Below are 24,146 nucleotides of genomic sequence, written 5' to 3' on the forward strand. Positions count from 1 at the left end.
CTTCCGCCTCACAGGGACGGGTTGCGGGGGCTGGGCGGGGCGAGGAGGTGCGCCAGGAGGCGGGCGGCGGGGGTGGTGGCGAGGCGGTCGAGGGTGACCGGGACACCGGTGCCGTCGGCGATGGGGAGGCGCCAGTTCGGGTACTGGTCCCAGGTGCCGGGCAGGTTCTGCGGGCGCGGGTCGCCGACCAGGTCCGGCAGCCAGACGCCGACCAGCTCCGCCGGGGTGGACCGCAGGAAGCGGTACAGCGCGGGCATCGACAGCGGCTCGCCCGGCTGGAGCAGGCCCCGGGCGGTCAGCTCGGCCCGCCAGTCCGCCAGCTCCGCGGCCGCCTCCTCCTGCTCCTCCCCCAGGGGGCGGGCCAGCAGCCCCAGCCGGTGCCGCAGCTCGACGTGCTCCCCGGAGAGCCGGGCGGCGGTGCTCGGCAGGTCGTGGGTGGTGAGGGTGGCCAGGCAGCCCGGCCGCCAGCGGTCGGCGGCCAGGATGCCGCCGTCCGCCTGCCAGTCCCGCTCGAACCAGAGGACCGACGTGCCGAGCACCCCGCGCTCCGCCAGTTCCTCGCGTACGCCCGGCTCGACCGTGCCGAGGTCCTCGCCGATCACCGCCGTCCCGGCCCGGTGCGCCTCCAGGGCCAGCACGCCGAGCATCGCCTCGGCGTCGTAGCGGACGTACGCGCCCTCGGTGGGCGGGTGGCCGACCGGTACCCACCAGAGGCGGAACAGGCCCATCACGTGGTCGATGCGCAGGGCCCCGGCGTGCCGGATCGCCGCCCGCAGCAGTTCGGCGTACGGGGCGTAGCCGGCCTCGGCGAGGGCGTCGGGGCGCCAGGGCGGCAGACCCCAGTCCTGGCCGTGCGCGTTGAAGGCGTCCGGCGGGGCGCCGACCGAGATGCCGCCCGCCAGGACGTCCTGCAGGGCCCAGGCGTCGGCGCCGTCCGGGTGGGCGCCGACGGCGAGGTCGTGGATCAGGCCGACCGGCATGCCGGACTCCCGGGCCGCCTGCTGGGCGGCGGCGAGCTGCTGGTCGACCTGCCAGGCGAGCCAGCGGTGGAACTCCACCCGGTCCTTGAGCTCCTTCTCCGCCTGCTCCACGTGTGGGCCGTCCGGGTGACGCAGGCCCTTCGGCCAGTGGTGCCAGTCGGCGCCGTGCACCTCGGCCAGGGCGCTCCACAGGGCGTGCCGGCGCAGCCACTCGCCCTCGCGGCACCGGAACGTCCCGTACGCGGCCTCGCGGCCGGGCCCGCGCGGCACCTCGTGCAGCAGCTCCAGGGCCTCGCGCTTGAGCGCCCAGACGGCGTCGCGGTCGATCAGGCCGTCGTGCCCGAGCACCTCCTCGCGCAGCCGGGCGGCGCGGCGGGCCAGGTCGTCGACCTGCGCCCGCTGCTCCCCGTTCAGGAACGCGTACTCGGGGACCGCCTCGACCCGCAGGTGCACCGGGTCCGCGAAACGGCGGGAGGACGGGCGGTAGGGGGACGGGTCCGACGGGGCGGCGGGGAGCGCCTGGTGCAGCGGGTTGATCTGCACGAAGCCCGCGCCGAGACCGGCACCCGCCCACTGCGCCAGCTCGGCGAGGTCGCCGAGGTCGCCCATGCCCCACGAGCGGTCGGACAGGACCGAGTACAACTGGGCCAGGAACCCCCAACTGCGGCCCGGCAGTTGGGGAAGCCGCTGCGGGGCGACGATGAGCGCCGCCCTGGCCTTCGTGCCGCGGGACTCCGCCGTGAGAGTGTGCCGCCCGAGGGGCAGGTCGGCGGGCAGCCAGTGCGAGTGCCCGCACGGCAGCTCCCAACTCCCGCCGCCCTCCAACGCCACGTGCAGCCGCGCGTCCGCCGGCACGTCCAGCGCGGTGCGCCGCCCCTGCCGGACCACCACGCACGGCGGCAGCAACCGGGCCTGCTGCCCAGCCCGGTGACGCTCCAACGCCTCCCGCACCTCCTCCGGCGACCCGGCCGCCACCCCCAGCGCCCCCAGCACCGCGACCAGCGTCCGCGCTCCCACCGCCTGCCCACCCGGCCCCGGGTGCCGGGTGTCCACCCCGTACGCCTGCGCCAGCGCCAGCAGTTCGGCGGGCGGCGGCGGAGCATCCTGCGCCGGCACCTGCTCGGCTCCGTCACTGTCGTGGTAAGCGGCCACTCGCGGCTCCTGCGATGTCTCGGCAACGCCCGGTCAGGACTCACAAGTCCTACCCGGGTAACCCCCCGACGACGCTGCGCGACACGACGGCACGGGGTGGATCAGCCGGGGTGGATCAGCGGCAGCGGCCGGCGGGAGCGGCGCAGCGGCAGCGGCCGGCCGTCGGCGGTGGACCCGTGACTCCCCTCCGAGATGCCGAACACCTCCGCGAAGCGCTCGCGAGCCCACGTCCAGGGATTCGGCGGGGTCGCGTGGAAGGCCTGGAGCTGTACCTCTGTGGCCCCCGGAGGACGACAGCCTTCAGGAGGCCCGAAGGCCCTCCGCCCTCGTTCACCGGATCTTGAAGCCCGGATCGCGGGCAATTCTGAGGCCGTTCCCAGAACGGATCCCCGACCCGCACAGAGTCGCTTACGACTTGCTCCGCGGCCCGGAGCAAACGGTCTATGTCCTCTGAATGCCCTCCTCTCCCGTCAACGCCGAGAGGAGGGCGCCGATGCCCGCAGCAAGAAGCTCGCTCAGCCGCCCAGCCGCCACGTCACCCACTCCGGGGCTCTGCGATGTCACCGCGGGCGCCGAAAATCTGAACGCACGCCCCGAGCCACACGAATGCGACGGCTCAGCGGGCAGGCTCGCCAGCGCCCACCTCGAGGGCTGCGACATCGGCGCGGAAGTCGGCAAGCTGCTCAGCCGCCTCGGCCGCGGCCTGCTCCAGTGCCTCGACGTGGGCCGCCATCCCGCCCACGGGCATGGTCTCCCGGCTCGGACCGTCGAGCTCATCCGCGCCGGACTTGGTCGTGGTGGGCGGCGAAGGAGCCTTCGCCGGGGCGCGAGATCGCCCAGCCGCCCTGCTTCAGCAAGGCCATGGCCTCTGAACGGTCAAGCTGGAGGCCCCGAACTCCCGCGTCAACACGCTCTGCATCGGCAGCGCGTCGCCCCAACTTCCGCCCGGAATGGATCTGCTCCTGCAGCGTCTCGGCGATGATCTCGAACGCGAGTGAGCCCCTGCCCCGGAGGATCCGGGGAGGGGCTCACGTTCAGTGCTCAGTGCATCTTACAAAGCCGTCAGCAGCGACTACTCCATGCCATCCATGCTCCACAGCCTCACGAGCGGCCCGTTGGCGAACAAGGCGAAATCAAGGGCCCCCGCCGGCGACACCGCCCACCTGATCGAAGACCCGGCCGCGTACCTCGACGTCTACCCGGGCCCGGTCGACTGGAAGCCCGCCTTCATGGACGACGACGCCGACACCCTGATGACCGAAGCAGCCTGACGACTCATGTAACTCGCTATCAAGAAAGGAGAGTTGGCCTGATGGCCGAAGATCGCCTCACGCAGCGCACCGTGACCGTGGTCATGGCGGTCATCGCCCTGCTGGCGTTCGTCTTATCCTTCGGCAACGTCTGGGCACTGGCCCTTCGCCTGGGGGTGCCCCACCCGGTCGCGCCGCTGATCGCCCCCATGGTTGACCTGTCCGTGATCGGGCTCCTCGCCGGTCTGCGCTTGCTGTCCCTGCGCGGCGTCCCGCAGGAGGAGCTGACGGCCGCAACCCGTCTGATGCACCTGTGTGGCCTGCTGACCCTGGCCCTGAACGTCGCCGAACCCCTCGTAGCCGGACACTACGGCCGTGCCGCCGTCGATGCGGTCGCGCCGCTACTGCTGCTCGGCTGGGGCCAGGTCGGCCCGCAGTTCCTCCGCCACTTCCACGCCCTGAGCGCCCCGAAGCCGGCGGAGGCTCCCGTCTCGGCTCCGGCCATGGAGCACCTGCCGGACTCGCTCGCATCGCTCAGCCCCGGACCGGAGCCCGTCCACGTACCGCCCTTCGGACCAGCGCTTGCCCCGGCTGTGGTCGTCACCGCTGAGCCTGAGACTGTTCCCGTGCCGACCAAGAGGGCCGCGCGCGCCACGCTCCCGGCCGTCCCTGAGGCCCTGCTGATCGCTGCCCGGCGCATTGCCGAGACGCATCACGCCGAACAGGGCGAGCACATCACGCCCGGTCAGCTGAAGGCCCGCCTGGGCGTAACGCTGCCGCTGGCCACCGCCGCACACGCTCAGCTCTCCGCCTGAGCCCGCCGGCCCCTTCCCCACCTGACCGACCCCGCCCGACCGGGCTCGGTTCACCATGCCCCGAGCAGCACCAACGCGCCTTCCTGACTGGGCGGTTGCTGCTCGGGGCCACCTCACCCCACAGAAGGGAAACGCCCCGAATGGTCACCCTGGACCTGCGCCACGTGGCAAGCCCCGCCCTGCGGGACCTGATCCACCTGGTCAACCTGCCCGACTTCGACCGCGCGCACCAGCAGATCGACCGCCTCGGCGGCTGCACAGAACCCGTGCGCCTGCTCGGCCAGACCACCACCATCGACACGGCAACCGGCGAGGTACTGCGTTCCTACACCACCGACGATGAGCCCACGGGCAGCCTGCTGACGGCCTGCGGCAACCGCCGCGCCTCGCGCTGCCCGGCCTGCTCCCGCGTCTACGCCGCCGACACGTTCCAACTGATCCGGGCGGGCCTGACCGGCGGCAAGAACGTGCCGGACACCGTCCGCTCTTACCCCCGCGTGTTCGCCACGCTCACCGCGCCGTCCTTCGGCCCCGTCCACAACCGCCCCACCGACACGGGCGGTGCCCTGCGGCCCTGCCGCTGCGGCAAGCGCCACGAACCCGCGGACGCGCTGCTCGGCACGCCGCTGGACCCGAAGACCTATGACTACCCGGGTGCGGTGCTGTTCAACGCCCATGCCGGAGCCTTGTGGGCTCGTTTCACGATCTACCTGCGCCGTGAGATCGCCGCCGGGCTCGGCCTGACCCAGAAGGCGGCCCGCGCGGTGCTGCGCGTCTCCTTCGCCAAGGTCGCCGAGTACCAGAAGCGCGGCCTGGTCCACTTCCACGCCGTGATCCGACTCGACGGCCCGGACGGCAGCACCCAGCCCCCACCCCCGTCCGCCACCGTGACCATGCTCGCCGACGCCATCCGGGCCGCCGCCGCCCGCGTCTCGATCAGCGTCGTCTCGGACGCGGTCGGGGAACGCGAACTCGCCTGGGGCGAACAGCTCGACGTGCGCGAGATCGCCGCCTTCGGCACCGACGCCGAACTGACCGATCACGCGGTCGCCGCCTACGTGGCCAAGTACGCCACCAAGTCCGCCGACTCGTCCGGCGCCCTCGACCGCGCCCTGTTCTGCCGCCCCTGCCAGGGACGCGGCATGACCCTCACCGGCCACGGACCCCCGCTCACGTGCACCACCTGCGCCAGCACCGGACAGGCCCGACCCCTGCCCCGCCTCGCCGTCGAACGCCACGTGCGGCAGATGATCCGCACCTGCTGGGAACTGGGCAAGCGCCCGGAGTTCGCCGACCTCAAGCTCTGGAAGTGGGCTCACATGCTCGGCTTCCGGGGCCACTTCTCCACCAAGTCCCGCTGCTACTCCGTCACCCTCGGCCAACTGCGCGACGACCGCCGCGCCTGGCGCACCGAACAGGCCCGCACACACGCCGGCCTGCCCGACCTCGACCCGAGCACGACCCTCGCCATCGGCCACTGGACCTACCACGGCTCGGGCCACAGCCCCGGCGCGGAACTCCTCGCAGCCGCCGTCTGGCACCGCAGAGAAGTGGAACGGCAGTTCACCGCCGGGGGCGGCTGCTGATGGCCCGCCCCACTCCTGGGTCCGGGCGGGGATCTGTTGACGGTCCCCCAGGTCATGGCCCGCCTCCAACTCGGCCGCTCCGCCGTCTACGACCTGCTCCGCACCCGGCAGCTCGCCTCCATCACCCTCGGCCGCGCCCGCCGCATCCCCACCCACGCGCTCACCGACTTCATCCGCACCCGACTCGAACAGGACGCCGCCTGATGACCGCATCCCACGACACCCCCGCTCCCTCACGCCGTAGCCGCGCCAACGGCGACGGCACCGTTTACCAGCGCAAGGACGGTCGCTGGGAAGCCGCCGGCTACGTCCTCGCCCCCGGAGACACACGCAAGCGCGTCCGCGTCTACAGGGGCACCCGCAAGGAAGCCCTCGCGAAGCTCACCGAGAAGATCGCCGCCAGCAACCTCGGCGTCCCCGTGGTCTCCGCCCAGGGCAGCCTCGGGGCGTTCCTGACGTACTGGCTGGAGAACGTCGCCGTCCACCAGCTCCGCGAGACCACTCACACCCGCTACACCACCTGCGTGACCCAGTACCTCATCCCCGGCCTGGGCAAGAGGAAGCTCGCCAAGCTCGCCGCCAAGGACATCCGGAGCTGGCTGAACGGGCTGCGGACCGTCTGCCAGTGCTGCGCACGCGGCCTCGACGCCCGTCGCAAGCCTGACGCCCAGGCCGGCCGCCAACCGCGCTGCTGTGCCATCGGCAAGTGCTGCCGCAAGCTCCTCTCGCCGCTGACGCTCGCCTACATCCACTCCGTGCTCAAGTCGGCCCTGGAGCATGCCGTCCGTGAGGAGGAGATCCCGCGCAACGTCGCCCGCAACGTCCGCACCGGCACACCCCGCCCCCGCCGCTTCGAACCGCTCACCGCCGACGAGGCCCGCACCTTCCTCACTGCCGCCAAGGGCCACCGCCTGCACGCCCTGTTTGAGCTCGCCCTTCGCACCGGGCTCCGCAAGGGAGAACTCCTCGGCCTGCGCTGGGAAGACCTCGACCTCGATGCCAGCACCGCCAGCATCCGCCGCACTCTCCAACGCACCCGCACCGGCGGCCCGACCACCCTGCCGACCAAGACCATCAGCTCGGAACGCCGCATCGCCCTCCCGGTTGCCTGCGTCACCTCGCTGCGAGAGCACCGCGCCCGGCAGGCCCGCGAGAAGCAGCAGGCCGGCGCACAGTGGGTGGACAACGGCCTCGTCTTCTCTCGCCCGGACGGCCACCCCATCGAACCCGCCACCCTAACGCGGCACTTCAAGGCACTCCTCCGCCGCTCCCGCCTGCGGGCGATCCGGTTCCACGACCTGAGGCACTCGACCGCGACCCTGCTCCTGGAACAGGGCGTCGAACTCGTCGTCATCAAGGAGCTATTGGGTCACGCCCACATCGGCGTCACCGCGACGGTGTACGCCCACGTCCGCCTCCGCCTCCAGCGCGACGCCATCGACCTCCTCGGCCGCACTCTCGGCGAGCGCTCGGAGTCCGTCAGCCAGCCCACTGACGGCGACGACCCACCGCTTTGTGCAGCACCCGTCCGTTGACGTTGCCGTCAGCTACTGCCGTCAAACGTCGCGGGGCCCTCATCGGCATCACTGTCGATGAGGGCCCCGTCACACTGCTACTAGATTTTGGCAACCCAGTCTGAGATTACGGATAAATGGCCGGAATATTCCACCCGGCACACTCCGCTACAACTCGCGCGATCTGCCTGCGCTTCGGATAATTTGAGCGAATTTTAGAGAGGCGTTCCGCATATACTGCCGCGACATCGACTCCCTCGCCGGACAGTAGGCGGATATCCCCATCGCGCCAGACATCCTCAACTCCCCGCAGAGTCGTCTTAATTCCCTGAAACTCTTCCCTCGAATATCCGCCGCCAGCATGCAACAGGTCATCGCAGGAATCCCAAAAGTTTCCCACGCTTGACCTGATCCTCCACTCGCGATCGCTTGCAGGGATCTCGTACGACGCCACCAGAATCGCAACACCAGCAGCTGTCGATTGAAAATAGGTCGGGGTGGACGAGTCCTCTAGGGCGCCGATCTCGCTTCGCCAGCTCCTCAGCGAAGCGATCTTCTCTGCGCCTCCAGGAACCCCTGGGGCGCTGCAGCCAGCAACTACGTCATCGATCTCTGCCAGGCGCGGGGCCCCGGCAGCTTCAAGGATGGGCCGCATCCTGGCGAGGGACAGCCCTCCTGTCAGACTCCACAAGTCCATCAGCCACCGACCCCTAGAACCACTCGCCATGGCGTATTTCCAGTACTCGATACCCCAGTGCCCTTGCCTATCGGGCTCGGCGTGAGGCCCACGCCTGGGCCTGTTGCTTGCGCGAAGCACGTAGGGCACATCCTAGTCGACGAAGCCATCCCTACGATCTCCCAGTCACTCCCCAGGCGATTCATGATCGTTGCTTCGGCATGCCCTTGCCCCGAGATATAACGCTCACCACGAAGCGGTGCATTGCCGCCCTTCCATTCGTCGGGAAGTCCGGTACGTTCAGTGGCCACCCAGGTTTCAACCTTGTCCGGATTACTCGTGCTCCGGACCCGGGCAACTGCGACAGTCGATGCCTCATCAGCTCGCGTACCGTAAAGCTCGCGCGCCCTATCGAGGAGCTCGCCACCACAATTGTGCACCAGGACCGGGGTGGCCCCCGCCAGCACATAGTACGTGTGGAGGAAGTTGACGGTGAGGTTGTGGGTGGTGACGGCGTAGGGGTAGTTGCGGACGGACTGGACGGTGCGGGTGGTGCCGTCGGGCTGGCGGAGGTGTTCGCCGGGGGTGAGTTCGCCGGCGTCGACCCACTGCTGGCGGGTCTCGCTCCAGTACGGGTGGTGGTGAGTGGAGGTGATCTTCGCCTGGTCGGCGGTGGGCGGGCCGCGCGGGGTGGCGTCGTCGGTGAGGGTGAGGTCGGTGAAGTCCTTGTCGTCGGGGGTGGTGATGGTGGCAGTGACGGTCTCGGGACGGGTTTCCCCGGTCTGCGGGTCGGTGGCCATCACGACGTCGCCGTCACGAACGTCACCGATGGGCTTGGCACTGCCGTCCGCCATCAGGACCAGGGTGGTGGCCGGGAAGCTGTTGCACTTTTCGAGGCTGGATGCGTCCGACTCCGCCTTGGTTGCCTTGGCCTCGGTGCCGGCCGCATCGGCTGCTGTCTCTTTTGCCGCTTTCTCTTCCGCTGCCGTGGCTGCCGCTTTTTCGGCTGCACGGGCTTCGGATGCAGCCGTCCTGGCCGTGACGAGGGCGGCCTCGGCTTCCCTGGCCGTGCGCTCGCCGGCCCGGATGGCGTCGTAGACCTTGTTGATCTCCTTGTAGATCTTGAGGGCCTGGATGCCGACCTTGATGGCCTTGAAGATCTTGCCCCAGGGGACCGCGTTGAGAGCGGTGTTGACGCACGCCATCACGTCGCCCTTGGTGAAACAGTCGCGGGCGTCGTTGAAGCCGATCAGATCGCCGACGATGTCGACCACCTTGTGCACGAGTTCGTCGCGCTTGCGCTTGCTCTCGTTGAGGTTCTTCTGTGCGACGTCGGCCGCACGGGCCGCGGTCTGCTCTTCCGCGGTGGGCTGGGGCAGCGAGGCCAGGGTGGGCGGCGACCAGGTCGCCGGGGTGATGTAGGAGGCGCCGTGGCCGTTGTCCTTCGTGTCCGCGAGGCCCTTGCACTCCTCCGGGGTGTCGCAGGTGGGCCTCAGGCCGTTGGCGTCGGACTTGTTGATCGGGCTGTTGTTGGCGTACGCGTAGGCGTTCCACTGTTGGGGGTCGCCGGCGTCCATGATCGGGTCGGGGCTGATGAAGCGGCCCGTCTTGGAGTCGTATTCACGGGCGCCGAGGAGGGTGAAGCCGGTCGTCTTCTCCTTGGTGCCGCCGACGAAGCCCCTGGCACCGGCCCAGACGTCCTCGGACGGCTGGTTGCCTCGCTCGTTGCCGAACGGGTCGGTGGGACGGCGGACGTGGGCGAGCGTCGCCGAGTCGAACTGGACGCCGTTGGTGCCGTGCGGGTCCGCAGCCTGGTAGGCGAGCGTGGAGCTGCCGTTGGTGGTGGTACGGGTGATGGAGAGGCCGTTGGGGGCCGCGTAGGAGCGGACGTTGGTGACGACCGCGGTGTTGGTGTCCAGGGTGAGCTGGTCGGCACCCAGGTTGAGTGTCACCTTGCCGGGGTCACGGCGGATCAGCTGGCTGCCGGAGACGTCGTACAGGTAGCTGGTTGCGCCGCTCTGGCCGGTGCCGGTGATCTGGTCGAGCTTGCCCTGGGCGTTCCAACCCAGTGTCTTGGTGCCGGGGGTGTCGGTGATCGAGGTGGTGTTGCCTGCGGCGTCGTAGGTGTACGAGGTCACCGCGGCGCCGTCCGGTCCGGTCCGGGTGGACTTCATCAGCGCGTGCGGACCGCCCGTACCACCGCCCGTCTTGGGGTCGGAGGACGGGGTGTTGGGGCCGGTGCCGAAGGTCTGGGTGGTGGTGACGTCCTTGGTCGCGTCGCCGGTGACATCCTTCTGGACCAGCTTGGTGCGGTTGCCGATGAGGTCGTACTCGTACTGCTGCCAGTACGGGGCCGGACCGCCGACGCTCGGCAGGCCGTCGCTCACCGACGGGCCGTCGGCGTTGGTGCAGGCGCCGACGCCGGGAACGCTGGGCTGCGGCGTCGTGGTCTGGGAACCGGTGTCGGTCCAGGCCTGGGTGAGCCGTCCGAGGTAGTCGTGGGTGAAGCACTGCAGGTCGGCGACCTCGCCGTCCTGCGCGTCGCGGGCCGAGGTGACCTGGCCCAGCGGGTTGTAGGTGTAGTCGACGGAGTCGACGTGGGCGGCCTCGGCTGTCTGCTTGTCCAGGATCGATCGCGTCACCCGGCCGGTGGCGTCGTCGATCACCATCGTGGCCACCACCTGGGCGCCGGCCCCACCGATGGTGGTGCGGTACGGCCGGCCGTACGGGTCGTACCGGACGTCGGCCACGAAGGTCGTGGAGCCGAAGCCGAAACCACTGGAGAGTCCGCCGAACTGACCGACGACGTCGGTGGCGAAGGTCAACTTCTCCCGGCCCATACCGGCGACCGCAGGCATCGTCGTGGTCGCGAGGCGGCCTGCGCCGTCGTAGGTGTTGTCGGTCTGGTAGACGCCGGCGAGCTCCTTCTCGACAGCGGGGATGGTGGTCTTCGCGCCCTTCTCGCGGTAGCCGATGTCGTAGCCGGTGATCTCCGACTTGTACGCGTCCCCGCTCGCTCCGCCGACGAAGCGGGTCGAGGAGGTCGGTTTGCCCAGGGCGAGGGTGTCAAAGGTCCAGGCGGCGACCTGCTTGGCAGGGTCGATCGCGGTGCCCTCGTAGGCCGCGACGGTACGGCCGAGCAAATCGGTGACGCTGGTGGCGCTCTTGCCGCGGGAATCCGTGACCGTGACGAGGTTCTTGCTGTCGTCGTACGTCGTCGTCCCGATGCCCGAGTCAGGGTCGGTCGACTTCACCGGCCGGCCCAGCAGGTCGTACTCGTACGTCCACCGGTTGCCGGCCGCGTCCTTGCGCCAGGCCTCCTTGCCGTCCGCCGTGTATCCGTAGGTGGTCTCGTCGTACGCACCGGTCGGGGTGTTGGTCTTGTACTGGCGCAGGGCGACGGTCTTGCCACGGGCGTCGGTGACGGCCGCAGACGCGTACCCGCCGGTCGGCGGGGTGGTGCGGACCTCGTCGGCGCCGAGGTAGTCCGTGTGGGTGCGCCACTGCTCGACACCGTACGACTGGAAGATCGAGTCGGTGACCCTGCCCATGCCGTCGTACTTCTGGACGGTCTGGGACGGGATCTTCCCGTCCGGGTTGACTCCGCCGTTGGGCAGGAAGAGCTGACCGCTCGGCTGTTCCTGGTCGTTGTAGTAGGCCGCGCTGGTCTTGGTCTGCCAGCCGTGCGAGTCGAACAGCGCGTCGGTGATCATGCGGCCGGTGGCGCCCGAGGGAGGGCTGGCCTGGGTCTGGCGGACCCGGCCGAGGCCGTCATAGATGGTGAAGCTGGAGGTGTACGTGGCCAGGTCCCCCATCAACGCCTGGCTGAGGACCTGCGAGGGCGCGTTGGCGCCGTTCACGGAGTAGGAGAACTTGCGGTTGGGACTGTCCGGGAACGTGGCCCGGTCGTGGCCGGGGCTCCAACCGGCCACGGCGCGGCCGAGGGCGTCGAACTCCTGCTCGCTGATCCGGCCGTTCTCGTCCTTGATCTTGAGCGCCGATCCACGTCCGACGTCGAGGGTGCTGACGGACTGCCAGCCCATCGGGTTGGTGTGGGTCACCTGGGTGGGCAGCTGGCCGGTGGCCGGCGAGTAAGCCGTCCTGGTCTCGGCGCCGGCCGGGTGGTTGGCGTCGGTGCGGGTCGGGTCGACGGTGCTGATGACCCGGCCGTAGTCGTCGAAGCTCGCCCGGGCGGTGGTCCGGTAGACCGGCTTGCCGGCCGCGTCGTAGCGCTCCAGCACCTCGGTCGAGGTCTGCTCGGACTTGCCCCCTGACATGCCGAGTGCCAGACCGTCGAAGTAGGACCGGGTGTCGGCGACCGTGTTGTCCTTGGTCGCGGGCCGGCCGCAGGCACCCTTGAGGACGAGGGTGCGTGAGGCCAGCTGCGTCGGTACGCCGCCGGGGCCGGTGGCGTACTCGAACGAGGTGCAGAGCAGTTGCTCGGGGTGGGTGACGTCCCCGTTGTCGTACACCGTCAACGGCCTGGCGTATGGCGTCGAGTCGTACGTCGTGGAACGCTCACGGGTGCGCCAGCTGCCGTCGGCCAGCTTCTCGCGGTTGGTCACCTTCAGGGCGTTGACTGCCCGGGCGATGATCGCGGGCATGCCGCCGGACTGCTTGCGAGTGGCCGTGATCGGGCCGAGCCACGGGTCGGAGACCACGGTGGAGAGGAGCTCACCGTTGTCGCCGTTGTAGGTGGAGGAGTCACGGATGAAGCCGACCAGGGCGTTCTCGTCCTTGATGGTGCCGCCATGGATGTCGGTGACGGTCACCTGGCGGGCGGTTCCGTTGGCGAGGACGTCACCGTCCATGCCGCGCAGGAAGGTCGCGGCCGACTTGGTTCGTGGTGCCTCGACGTCGCTGCCGCTGCCGGTGCGGGTGGTGACCGTCGCGTACCCGCGGAACTGGTCCCACGTCCGGGTCTTGGAGTCAGCCATCTCGGAGTCGTTGCGGTGCCAGGCCGCGCCGCCGCCGTACTCGTAGTCGGTGACGACCACGGGCTGACCGCCCGCGACCGAGTCCTCCTGCGTGACCGACTGGACGATGATCTTGTTGAACCAGTCGTTCACCGGATCGGGCGCGCTCTGCCCGGGCAGGTACCACTTGACCGGCATGCAGGCCATGGTGTTGCCGTCCTCGGACGCCGGCATCGTCCCACCGGCCGCCCGCGAGCACTCGGCAGGCCGGTAGACCACGTTGATCAGACCACCGGTCTCGGTGGTGATCTTCTGGATACGCGGACGCTTGTAGGGCTCGACGGAAGCCGAGGTGCCGTCCGGCAGGGCGATCGGGCCGGCGACTCGGTTGGCGATCTCCAGTGGCTGGAAGGCCACTTCGGCCAGAGTGACAGGCGTCCGTCCGTTGCTGCCGGTGCGCTGGACCGAGTCCAGCCACAACGACGGCGAGGTGCCGTCACCCGGGTCCTGGAAGGACTGGTTGAGAGCGAAGGAGTCGACCTGGCGGTACGTGCCACCGTCCCAGACCTCGGTGTCGATCTTCGTCAGGCGTTTGGTGGTCCAGAAGGTCGGCGAGTAGACGGTGCAGTCGCCGGTCGCATCGCAGTTCTGGTCGATCGGGGTGTCCGGCCACCGTTTGGCGTTGTCCTTGGTCCGCTGGGACGGGTCGCAGGCGAAGTCCTGGTCCGGAAGGCAGCGCTCGGCGGTGCGGAACCACACCTGGGCGGCCGGGTTGGCCTTGCCCTTGGCGGCGATCTGGTCGGGCAGGCGCTGGCCGTAGCCGACCCAGGTCGGGTAACTGGCCCGCTGGTAGCGGGTCCGGGGGCCGTTGCCGTTGTTCTGTCCGCCGCTCTGGACGTAGTAGTTCTGCTCCTGGTCGTACCGGTAGGTGATCAGGTTCTGGTGGGGGTCGACGACGTAGTCCAGCGACCACTGCCAGCCCATCTGGTTCCAGGTCCCGGTAGCCGGGGAACCGCCCTTCAGGCACGGGTCCTGGCCGCCCGGCCAGTAGATCGGCACGGTGGAGACCGAGTTGCTGGCCTGGTCCGTGCCGTCGCCACCGGGCAGATGGCTGGCGCCGAAGTAGTACTGCGTGCCGTCGACCGTGGTGATCCGCCAGGCCTCGCCGTTCCAGGCACCGTTGTTCTGACCGGTCAGCCGCTCGACCCTGGTGCCGTCCTCGCCCTGCAGGTGCCACTCACAGGACTTGTCGTCCTTGACCAACTGGCCCGCGTGACCCGCGAGCGAGAGCTGCAGCAGGTCACCACCCCAGCACTGGTCGCCCGACTTGTCGATGCCGGCGTCCTTGCAGTTCTTGTAGCCGCGGACGATGGAACCCGGGTGCCATTCCCAGCCCTCGCCGATCCACGACGGCTGGGCATTGGTGGAAGCGGTCTTGCCGTCCACGCTGGAGGAGTCGTAGCCGAGCGAGACGTCGGGGGCCGGGCCGGCCAGCGCGGAGGGCAGCTCGGCGGTGTAGCCGTAGGTGAAGTTGCCCGCGTTGGCTCCGGCCTGCCAGGAGGCGGACGGTGTGATCGGCGAGGCGGTGAAGTCACCGCTGCTGCCCTTGGCGTCGGCCTCGACGGCGAGCGCCACCGTAGGGGCTGCGGCCGCCGGACTGGCGAAGGCGCCCGAGGTGAAGGACTTGGCGGCCGCCGTGGTCGGCTGGGGGACGTCGACCTCGGCCACCAGCCGACCGGTGGCGTCGTCGCGGTGGGACGACACCGGGGTGCGCGTCTTGCAGCCGGCGGCGCCCGGGGTCGTCAGCGCGCAACCCGGCAGTTGGACGATCCGGGCCCGCGAGGCCCAGTCGGCTCCTGCGTTCTTCGCCCAGGCCTGGATGTCGATTCCGACCTGGACCCGGCCCGCCTGAGCGCCCGAGCCCGTGTCGGTGAGTGCGACCAGGGCACCGTTCACGCCCGCGGCCTTGGCCCGGATCCGATCGGCCAGCTCGACCTGGAATGCCGACGGATCGTTCTTGGCCTGGGCCGCGGGCGCGGTCAGGGCAGCGGACTTCGGGCCCGGTGCCGGGGCGATCCAGACTGGCAGCGAACCGGCCTGAACCGGAAGCGAGGGTACGGCCGTCGGTTGCGCGTCGGATGAGGTCGGCGCCGAGGCCGCCTTCGCGCCGGTGCCACCGAGGACCGCGGTGGCTCTGCCGGATGGTGGGCTGGAGTCGGCCGGTGGTGACCACTTCTTGCCGGGGTCGGGCTTGTGACCGGCAGCCTTGCCGTTGGTCCCCTTCACCGGGTGGGTCTGCGCCACCGGCGTGTTCGGAGGTACCCACACCTCCGGCGGGTTCGCCGCGCGGGTGACCGCCTCGACCGAGGGGATCGTCACCACCGACATGCAGACAGCCAGAGCTGCGACGACGGCCACTCGCAGGCTGCGTGTTCGCGTGAATAGGCGGGCGTGACGCGACAACTGATCCCCCCATGGATCGCCAGAGCTTGAATCGGGCCGATCGCAACCGGCCCAGGCTTCCGGCACCTTAGGGGCGTACGACCTATCGCAGGTAGGAGAAAATTAAAAACACCGTGCGTGATCCATGTCACACGGAGCGCAATGCGTCACCACCCGCGACAACTCGGACACCCCACCGACAAAACGCTTTGACAGCGAAGAAAATGTGAAGGCAGCGTGCGCCTGATCCCTACTCACCTCACCATCGACGACGGGGCCTCCATGTCGAGCTCACATCCTCCATCCCTTCCAAAACCAGGACGGACCATGCGAAGCCGGACATTCGGCATGGCCGTCCTGCCACTCGCGTTCTCGGTCGTACTCTCCCTCGGAGCCGGCTTCTCGGCGGGGTCCGGCACTGCGGTGGCGGCTTCCGCCGACCGCAACCACGGCCCCGCCGACACCACCTGGCCGACGCCTTCGTCCCGCCCGGCGAAGGTGCCGTCCGATACCCGGGCAGCTCAGATCCAAGCGATACGCACCGCCCAGGCCGGCGCGAAGAACACCGGGAAGCCTGTCGTCGTCGATGCGCTGACCACCGGAAACAGTCGGACCACCGCCAACCCGGACGGCACGCTGACCAGCGATTCCACTCCGGTGGCGGAGCGGGTCAAGAACGCCGACGGCACCTGGCGCGCCGTGGACGCCACCCTGCGGGCCAACCCGGACGGCTCGGTCACGCCGATCGCCGTACCGTCCTCACTGTCCTTCTCCGGCGGCGGCAGCGGCCTGTTGGCCACCATGGCGACCGCGGACGGCAAGAAGCTCTCGATCAAGGCGCCGTTCGGCCTTCCGAAGCCCGAACTCCACGGCGCCAGCGCGCTCTACCGCTCCGTCATGCCCGACGTCGACCTCGAACTCAACGCGACCACCGCGGGCGGCTGGCGCCAGGTCCTCGTCGTCCGCACCGCACAGGCGGCAGCCGACCCGAAGATCAAGAAGCTGCACCTCGACACCGTTGCGGACGGACTCACCGTCAAGGCCGACGCCAACGGCAATCTGGTGGCCGAGGACGCGTCCGGCAAAGCCCGATTCACCGCTCCCACGCCGGTCATGTGGGATTCGACCACGACATCCGCCCCCGCTGCTGCAGCCCAGCCCGAGATTGCCGCCAAGTCCGCCGAGGTGTCCGCCTCCGACGCCCCGGCCCCGCTCGGGCCTGACAGCAAGTCTCCCGGCCCCGGCGCCAGGACCGCGCAGACCGCCGTCACCGTCAGCGGCACCGGCATCGACCTCGTCCCGGACGCCTCGGTCCTCGGGCAGGGAACCGGCCCCTGGTACATCGACCCCGGCTGGAACCCCAGCGTCGACAACGGCGCCCAGGCCTGGGCCCAGGTGCAGTCCGCCTACCCCAAGAACACCGAGTACAACGGCACCCAGTACGGCCAGGACAAGCCGGGAGCCGGCTACTGCGGCTACATCGACTCGGCCAACCGCTGCGAGAAACAGGGGAAGGAGCGCGCCTACTTCCAGGTCGGCCTGAACTCGGCGTTCTGGGACTCGGCGGTACTGGGCGCCAAGCTCTACGCCACTGTCGCCGAGTCGTCCAGCCCCTCGACGGCCACGCCGATGGGCCTCTACTCGACCGGCGCGGGCAGGAGCAACCCGATCAACGAGTGGACGCGCTGGGAGGCCCAGCCCTGCACGGAGCTCTCGAACTGCGCCAAGGTCGGCGCGAACTGGATCTCGGGGACGGGCGGCAAGGAGTACGACGTCTCCGGTCAGATGGCCCAGGCGGCGCGCGAACACTGGGACGGCTGGACGTTCATGTTCGCCCCCGATGACGAGACCAACAAGTACTACCACCAGCGGTTCGACAAGAGCCCGCACATCGTCGTCACCTACGACTTCGAACCCCACATCGGCAGCCCCGCCACCAGCCCGACCCCGGGCTTCGCCCGTGACGCGGCGTACGACCAGTGCCAGACTCCCGGGACCGCCAACGCCTGGGACAACCCGGGCTGGGTCGGCATCAACACCGACATCAACCTCAGCGTCGACACCTGGTCACCGACCGGCGAGCAGCTCTGGACCGCGTTCAAGATCTGGGACGACGACGACAACGGCTCCTCGAAGCTCTACGAGACTGGCTGGGCGGCAAGTTCGGGCCGCAAGAACGCGAGCGTCGGCCCGCTGATCGACGGCCACCAGTACGGCTGGTTCGCCGCCACCACCGACGACACGCTCACCAGCGCGAACAGCCCGATGTGCTTCCTGCGCATCGACCGCACCCCGCCGACCGCCCGCATCACCTCGACGGACTTCCCCGAGTCGGGCACCCTGGGCGGGCACCCCAAGCACGTCGGTGAGGACGGCGTCTTCACGCTGAGCGGCACCGACCCGGCCCCGACCACCGGCGGCCGCTCCTCAGGGCTGGCCTGCGCCCGTTGGACCACCGACCCCGTCCAGGCCGCTGCCACCGGCTGGAGCTGCAATGACGACGGCATCGTCAAGATGGACGGCAACGGCAGTTTCCAGCTGACCCACCGGCCCACGCACTGGGGAACCAACTTCCTCTACCTGCAGACCCAGGACAACGCCGGCAACATGTCCCAGCCGGTTGCGTACACCTACTTCGTCCCGAGCAACCCCGCCGCGGGCGACCCGCTCATGGGCGACATCGACGGCGACCTCAAGGCGGACGTCCTCCTTCCGGACAGCGCCGGCTCACTGCGCCTGGTGGGCGCCGACATCGACCCGTACGCGGCCCCGAACACCAAGCCGGCCTCGGCACCAGGCGCTGCGGGCAACCAGGACTGGAGCACCATCCAGATCACCCATCGGGGCTCGTTCAGTGATCGGAACGTGGACGACCTCGTTGCACACGCTTCCGGATCCGCACAGCTATACCTGTACACCAACGACGACAGGGTCGGACATCTCGACGGCCAGGCGGCGGTCGAGCTCACCAAGAGCCGCAGTTGCGCCCTTCCTGACGCCACGACGATCGACTGCGCGGCCTACGGCAACAGCGGGGACTGGTCCGCGGTCACCCAGATCGCGGCGTTCGGATCACCCACCGGTGACACACTCAGGAACCCCGGGACCGTCACCGCCGGCCTGCCGCACTCCTCGTTGCTCTTCGTCGAACACGGCCGGCTGTGGCTCAACCTGCAGGACACCACCAAGCATCTCGACGGCCCTGCCATCCTGCTGTCACAAAGCCAGGACTGGGACTCCTACGACCTGATCACCCCTGGCCCGGCCAAGGGCACGAACGTACCCACGGTCTGGGGCCGTTCGAAGAATGACGGCACCATCCACGCCTACCAGTTGAACCTGGCTCCAGGCAACGCCTTCGATGCCTCCGGTTTCGCCGACCCGGCCTCGGGCGGGTTCGTCGGCGGAGTCGACACCAAGCTCTACCCCAAGGTCGGCTCCAGCGGTGACGTCACCGGGGACGGCGTTCCGGACCTCTGGGCCGTCGACACCGAGAACCAACTGGTCGTCTGGGACGGAGTCGGCACCAAAGCGCCCGATGTCAAGAGCGGTTCGACGGTGACCGGACTGGAGCAGAGCCCGGTCGTCCTCGGCAACCTCAACCGACCGATCGGCAACTGGCTGGCCTCGCCCGACGGCGGCAACACCGTCAGAGACAGTCAGAAGCGCGCCGACGGCACAGCCTCGGGTGTCAGTTGGGTCGGGGACACCGTGGACGGCCAGGCGGTCACCGTGGGGGCCTTCAGTCCAGGTGCCGGCTCGAACATCACGATGTCTCGCTCCGTCGTCGACACCCGCAAGAGCTTCACCCTCTCCACCTGGGTGAAGCCGGGGCCCGCCAGCGGCGTGATCGCCAGTCAGGACACCGTGCACGGCAGCAACTTCATGCTGTACAGCGGTGGTACGGGAAGCAACTGGAACTTCGCCCTGGCCTACGCCGACGACGACAACTGGTCGTACGACTACACGACCACGGTCAACGCCAACGCCCTGACCCGGACCGGGGTCTGGACGCAGCTCACCGCGTCCTACAACGCGAACACCGGGCTGATGTCGCTGTACGTCGACGGCACCCTGGCCGCTACCGGGAGCCACCGGGCGAGCACCAGCCCGCCCTCGTCCGGAGCATTCACGCTGGGCCGGTACAGGTACCAGTCCGCGCCGACCGCGAGTTTCGACGGAGACATCAGCAGCACCGCCGTCTACCCTTTCGCGGTGGCCCCCAGCGCGCCGAGCACCGCGGGTGTCGTCCGGTCGGGCGTCAACGGCGACATGTGCGTCGACGACAACGGCGCCGGTACCGCCGACGGCTCCGCGATCCAGCTGTACGGCTGCCACTCGGGCCCCTCGCAGCAGCTCTCCGTGGGTACCGACGGGACCATCCGTGTCCTGGGCGGGTGCATCGCCCCGGTGAACTCGGGCACCGTCAACGGCACGCCGTTGGAGTACCACACCTGTGACGGTACGTCGGCCCAGAAGTGGTTGCCGCTCGCAAACGGCGCCCTGTACCACCCCGCCTCCGGCCGCTGCCTCGACCTACCGCAGCGGCAGGCGACCAACGGCACCCGACTGGACCTGTCGGACTGCACGTACGAGGCGAACCAGCAGTGGAGCGTCCCGACCTTGCGTTCGGCCGTGCCTCCCGCTCCGCCTCGCACCTGACCTCCCCGTTCCGGGCAGGCACCTGGGCCCGCGTCGCCGATCGGCGACGCGGGCCCGATGGTTTGTCGGGAGCACCGGTGGCGGTCGAACCGGGGCAAGGTGGGCATAGCAGGCGGCGGCGTTGACACCGGGTTGGGGAGCTGGTGGGGTTGCGGCGATGTGGTTCCGGCCTGGCTAGGAGGCTCCTGTTGCAAGCCCGAGTGTCCGTTGTGGCCGGGCGGCGGCTGCGGTCGCAGTTGGAGCAGAGTGCGGCGTTGCGGGACGTGTTGCAGCACCCGGCGGCGTTGGTCGCGCGGCGGGCTACGGCGCGGACGTGCCGTCAGTTGGCGCCGCGGACCGCGGATCGGCTGATCGCGGACCTCAAGGGCACGGAGCCGCTGCTGGCGTCCGTGCGGGAGGAGCGGCAGGAGCGGGCTGCCGGGCGGCCGGGGCGGCGGGCGATGCAGATCGCGGCCGGGGTCGCGGCCGCGGCGGTGGTCGGCGGACTGTTCGCCGGGGTGGTGCCGTCGGCGGCGTACGCGGGCGTGCCGGGGCCGGAGGTGGCGAGCACCGCGCCGCAGACGCCGCTGGGGAGCATGTCGGATCCTCGGGTGTTCCCGCGCCCGCAGGAGCAGACGGTGGCGGGCAGGCCGGTGGCGGTGCCCGCGGCGGTGACGCTGGTGGCGGCGCCCGCGGCGGACCTCGGGGCGGTGCTGGCCGTCCGGGAGGTGCTGAAGGTCGCCGGGACGACCGAGGTGGTGTCGCGGACGGACGGCGGGACGCCGGCCGCCGGTTCGCTGGTGGTGTACGTCGGCGGCCCCACGGAGGGCGCCGGCGGCGAGGTGGACCGGGTGCTGCGGCAGCTGTCCGCCGCGGCGGGCGGCAAGGACGGCACCGGGCCCTCGACGTCGGGCATGCCGGCCGGCGGGTATGTGCTGTCGGCGGGTCAGCTGCCGGCCCAGGGCGGCGGGACGTACGGCGCCGTGGTGCTGTCGGGCGTGGACGCGGCGGGCACGTTCTACGCCGCGCAGAGCCTGCGCCAGCTGTTGGCGGCGGTGCCGGCCGGGCAGGGGCAGGCGCCGGGGGCGGCCGGGCTCGGCCTGCCCGGGATCACGCTGCGGGACTGGTCGACGGGCGCACCGGTGCGCGGCACCGCGGAGGCGTTCTACGGCACCCCGTGGACCGCCCAGCAGCGGCTGGAGCAGGTCGACTTCCTCGGCCGGTCCAAGCAGAACTTCTACCTGTACGCGCCCGGTGACGACCCGTTCCGGCTGTCCCGCTGGCGCAGCGCCTACCCGGCGGCCCAGGCGGACGAGCTGCGCGAACTGGGCGACCGGGCGCAGCGCAACCACGTGACGCTCGGCTACGCGATCGATCCGGGGCAGTCCCTCTGCTTCAGCTCCGGCAAGGACGTGGACGCGCTGGTGGCCAAGCTGGACGGGCTACGCAAGCTCGGCTTCACCGCCTTCCAGCTGCAGTTCCTGGACGTCAGCTACGACGAGTGGCACTGCGACGACGACCGCGACAAGTACGGCACCGGCCCGGCCGCGGCCGCCAAGGCGCAGGCCGAGCTGGTGAAGAAGGTGCAGGACCGGCTGATCACGCGGTACCCGGGCCTGGCACCGCTGTCCGTGGTGCCCACCGAGTACCACCAGCAGGGCGCCACCCCGTACCGCAAGGCGCTGGCCGCGGCGCTGCCGGAGGGCGTGCAGGTGGCGTGGAGCGGGGTCGGGGTGATCCCGGAGAAGATCACCGCCGCGCAGGCCTCGGACACCGCCGACCTGTACGGACACCCGCTGCTCACCATGGACAACTACCCGGTCAACGACGCCAGCCCGGACCGGCTCTTCCTCGGCGCCTACAGCGGGCGCGATCCGGGCGTGGCGACCCGCTCCGCGGTGATGCTGACCGGCGCGATGCAGCAGCCGGTGGCCTCCCGGATCGCCCTCGCCACGGCCGGCGACTTCGCCTGGAACCCGACCGGGTACAAGGCGGACGACTCCTGGCAGGCCGCGGTGCGCTCGCTGGCCGGTCCGACCGGCGCCGACGCGACGCCCGCCGGGAGCACGCTGCCCGCCGTCACCGCGCTGGCCGGCAACAGCACCTCCTCGCCGCTGTCCAAGCAGGAGTCCGGCTACCTGACGCCGCTGCTGGACCGCTTCTGGGCCGCCGCCGAGCCGACCTCGGGCGCGGCCCCCGACCTGGCGAAGCTGATAGCGGCCGCGGCCCCGCTGCGGGAGTCCTTCGCCGCGATGGCCACCGCCCGGCAGACCCTGGCCGCCACCCCGGCCACCGCCCAGCTGGCCGGCGAGGCGGCGCCCTGGCTGGGCCCGCTGGGGGACTACGGCCTGGCCGGACAGGCCGCCCTGGACATGCTGCTGGCCCAGCACGGCGGCGACGGCGCGGCGGCGTGGAAGGCCCGGGTCGAGCTGAACCGGCTGCGCGAGCAGCTCGACCGGGCACCGGCCACCATCGGCGCCGGGGTGCTCGGCCCGTTCCTGGAGCGGGCCGTCCGCGCCGCCGACAACTGGGCGGGCGTGGTCGGCGGCGGGGTCACCCCGACCACCACCATGGGCACCGCGCAGGACCACCTGCCCGCCCTGATGGCGGACGGCGTGGCCGACACGTTCTACTGGAGCTCCGCTCCCCCGCAGCCCGGCGACGCCGTCGGCCTGGACCTCGGCGCGGGCCGCCCGGTCAGCGGCGTGACCGTGCTGATGGGCGGCTGGGGCGGCGGCCCGGACGCCCGGACCGCCACGGACGACTACCTCCACGACGGCGTGCTGGAGTACTCCACGGGCGAGGGCGGCTGGAAGCAGCTCGCCGTGGTCAGGAACCAGAAGTCGGTCAGCGCCCAGCTCCCGCCGGGCACCGTGGTGCGGGCGGTGCGGCTGCGCGCCACGTCCGCGCAGAAGACCGCCGTCGCGGTGCGCGAGTTCACCGTCACCGCACCGGACGAGTCCCCGGCGAGCGTCACCGGCGGGCCCGACCCGCTGCCCGGCTCCTCGGCCGCGTCGGTGCTGGACGGCAACCCGGACACCGCGTACCGGGCCGCCAAGCCGCCGACCGCGCAGGACGACCCGCTGACGGTCGAGCTCGGCGCCGCCCGTCCGCTGGACCGGCTCACCGTGCTGACCGACCCCGCGGTGCACGCCACCGCCACCCTCGCGGTGCGCCGGCCCGACGGCACCTGGGCCGACATCGGCACCGTGCAGCCCGGCTACAACGAGCTGCCGGCCGGCGGGCAGGTGGCCGACGCTTTCCGGCTGACCTGGAAGCCGGGCGGCGACCCGCCGGTGGTCAACCAGGTGATCCCCTGGTACGCGGACGCCCCGGCCGCCCGGCTCAGCCTGTCCGACCCGGCCCTGGACGTGGTCACCGGCGCGGCCGCGCCCGCCCAGACCCGGGCCACCGTGGAGGCCGGCCGCCCCGAGGGCACCACCGGCGAGCTGCGCGCCGAGGTGCCGGCCGCCGCCAAGGGCCTGACCGTGACCCCGACCGGCCCGGTGACCGTGCCGCGCGGCGGCCGGGTGGGCGTGCCGCTGCTGGTCGCCGCCGCCCCGGAGACTCCGTCGGGGACGTACCAGGTGCCGGTGCAGTTCGTGTCCGGGACGACCAGTGTCCGGCAGGTGCTCCAGGTGCACGTGGTGCCGCCGACCGGCGGGCCGGACCTGGCGGTCGGCGCGAAGGCCGCCTCCTCGGGCGACGAGACGGCGAACTTCCCGGCGTCGGCGGTCGCCGACGGCGACCCGAAGACCCGCTGGTCCTCGCCGGCCAAGGACGACGCCTGGGTGCGGCTGGAGCTGCCGCAGGCGGCCCGGCTGGGTGCGGCGGTGCTGCACTGGCAGGCCGCGTACGCCTCCTCGTACCGGATCCAGGTCTCGGCGGACGGGAGCACCTGGACCGACGCGGCGACGGTCGACAACGGCAAGGGCGGCGACGAGACGGTGCGCTTCGACGCGCCCGGCGCCCGGTTCCTCCGGGTCCAGGGCGTGGCGCGGGCGACCAAGTACGGCTACTCGCTGTGGGGGATCGAGCTGTACGCGGTGACCCCGCCGGCACAGCCGCAGTCGCCGCCGCAACCGCCGGCCGGCCAGCCCGCGCAGCCGGGCGGTGCGCCGGGCACTCCGACGGCCCCGCCCGCGACGCCCGCGAAGCCGTAGCGCCGGGCCGG

General features: G+C 70.9%; 10 protein-coding genes. 7 read left to right on the top strand and 3 right to left on the bottom strand.

The genetic code is table 11. From position 1 onward, the window contains the following. Positions 1 to 8: 8 nt before the first annotated feature. A complete protein-coding gene (gene malQ / locus IF30_RS0116985) occupies positions 9 to 2,132 on the bottom strand; it encodes a 4-alpha-glucanotransferase (protein ID WP_078891442.1) in 2,124 nt (707 codons plus the stop codon). Between the two features lie 1,088 nt (positions 2,133 to 3,220). Here malQ and IF30_RS47915 point away from each other — a divergent pair. From IF30_RS47915 to IF30_RS0117025, 5 genes are all read left to right on the top strand, one after another. Continuing rightward, positions 3,221 to 3,403 (top strand): hypothetical protein, encoded by a 183-nt coding sequence (locus IF30_RS47915; protein WP_158835214.1) that lies wholly within the window; start codon positions 3,221 to 3,223, stop codon positions 3,401 to 3,403. A gap of 41 nt (positions 3,404 to 3,444) precedes the next feature. Beyond that, the gene (locus tag IF30_RS0117010; protein WP_030238519.1) at positions 3,445 to 4,197 is read left to right on the top strand and encodes a DUF2637 domain-containing protein; all 753 of its coding nucleotides are present in this window, start codon (positions 3,445 to 3,447) and stop codon (positions 4,195 to 4,197) included. Positions 4,198 to 4,337: 140 nt separating this feature from the next. Continuing rightward, the gene (locus IF30_RS0117015; protein WP_030238521.1) at positions 4,338 to 5,783 is read left to right on the top strand and encodes a replication initiator; all 1,446 of its coding nucleotides are present in this window, start codon (positions 4,338 to 4,340) and stop codon (positions 5,781 to 5,783) included. Positions 5,784 to 5,837: 54 nt separating this feature from the next. Next, positions 5,838 to 5,987 (top strand): hypothetical protein, encoded by a 150-nt coding sequence (locus tag IF30_RS0117020; protein WP_051710451.1) that lies wholly within the window; start codon positions 5,838 to 5,840, stop codon positions 5,985 to 5,987. Next, positions 5,987 to 7,318, top strand: a complete 1,332-nt coding sequence (locus IF30_RS0117025; RefSeq protein WP_030238524.1) for a tyrosine-type recombinase/integrase — start codon at positions 5,987 to 5,989, stop codon at positions 7,316 to 7,318. Before IF30_RS0117020 ends, IF30_RS0117025 begins: the two co-directional genes overlap by 1 nt. 675 nt (positions 7,319 to 7,993) lie before the next feature. Here IF30_RS0117025 and IF30_RS0117030 read toward each other — a convergent pair. After that, positions 7,994 to 15,268, bottom strand: a complete 7,275-nt coding sequence (locus IF30_RS0117030) for an RHS repeat-associated core domain-containing protein (protein WP_234322723.1) — start codon at positions 15,266 to 15,268, stop codon at positions 7,994 to 7,996. Between the two features lie 390 nt (positions 15,269 to 15,658). Here IF30_RS0117030 and IF30_RS0117035 point away from each other — a divergent pair, with 390 nt between their 5' ends. Next, a complete protein-coding gene (locus IF30_RS0117035; RefSeq protein ID WP_158835217.1) occupies positions 15,659 to 19,993 on the top strand; it encodes a ricin-type beta-trefoil lectin domain protein in 4,335 nt (1,444 codons plus the stop codon). Positions 19,994 to 20,312: 319 nt separating this feature from the next. On the opposite strand, the gene IF30_RS49360 is transcribed toward IF30_RS0117035, so the two are convergent. After that, entirely contained in the window at positions 20,313 to 20,570 is a 258-nt protein-coding gene (locus IF30_RS49360) for a hypothetical protein (protein ID WP_234322724.1), read from the bottom strand. Here IF30_RS49360 and IF30_RS41595 point away from each other — a divergent pair. After that, a complete protein-coding gene (locus IF30_RS41595) occupies positions 20,569 to 24,135 on the top strand; it encodes a beta-N-acetylglucosaminidase domain-containing protein (RefSeq protein ID WP_234322725.1) in 3,567 nt (1,188 codons plus the stop codon). The genes IF30_RS49360 and IF30_RS41595 overlap by 2 nt on opposite strands. Positions 24,136 to 24,146 lie beyond the last annotated feature (11 nt).

The organism is Streptomyces sp. NRRL S-350, from assembly GCF_000719705.1.
Classification (GTDB): Bacteria; Actinomycetota; Actinomycetes; order Streptomycetales; family Streptomycetaceae; genus Kitasatospora.

Excerpts from the sequence above, each read along its gene's own strand:
- IF30_RS41595 (WP_234322725.1), top strand. The coding sequence starts at position 20,569 with ATGTCGGATCCTCGGGTGTTCCCGCGCCCGCAGGAGCAGACGGTGGCG.
- IF30_RS49360 (WP_234322724.1), bottom strand. The coding sequence starts at position 20,570 with ATGCTCCCCAGCGGCGTCTGCGGCGCGGTGCTCGCCACCTCCGGCCCC.
- IF30_RS47915 (WP_158835214.1), top strand. The coding sequence starts at position 3,221 with ATGCTCCACAGCCTCACGAGCGGCCCGTTGGCGAACAAGGCGAAATCA.
- IF30_RS0117025 (WP_030238524.1), top strand. The coding sequence starts at position 5,987 with ATGACCGCATCCCACGACACCCCCGCTCCCTCACGCCGTAGCCGCGCC.
- IF30_RS0117010 (WP_030238519.1), top strand. The coding sequence starts at position 3,445 with ATGGCCGAAGATCGCCTCACGCAGCGCACCGTGACCGTGGTCATGGCG.
- IF30_RS0117020 (WP_051710451.1), top strand. The coding sequence starts at position 5,838 with ATGGCCCGCCTCCAACTCGGCCGCTCCGCCGTCTACGACCTGCTCCGC.
- IF30_RS0117035 (WP_158835217.1), top strand. The coding sequence starts at position 15,659 with ATGCGAAGCCGGACATTCGGCATGGCCGTCCTGCCACTCGCGTTCTCG.
- IF30_RS0117015 (WP_030238521.1), top strand. The coding sequence starts at position 4,338 with ATGGTCACCCTGGACCTGCGCCACGTGGCAAGCCCCGCCCTGCGGGAC.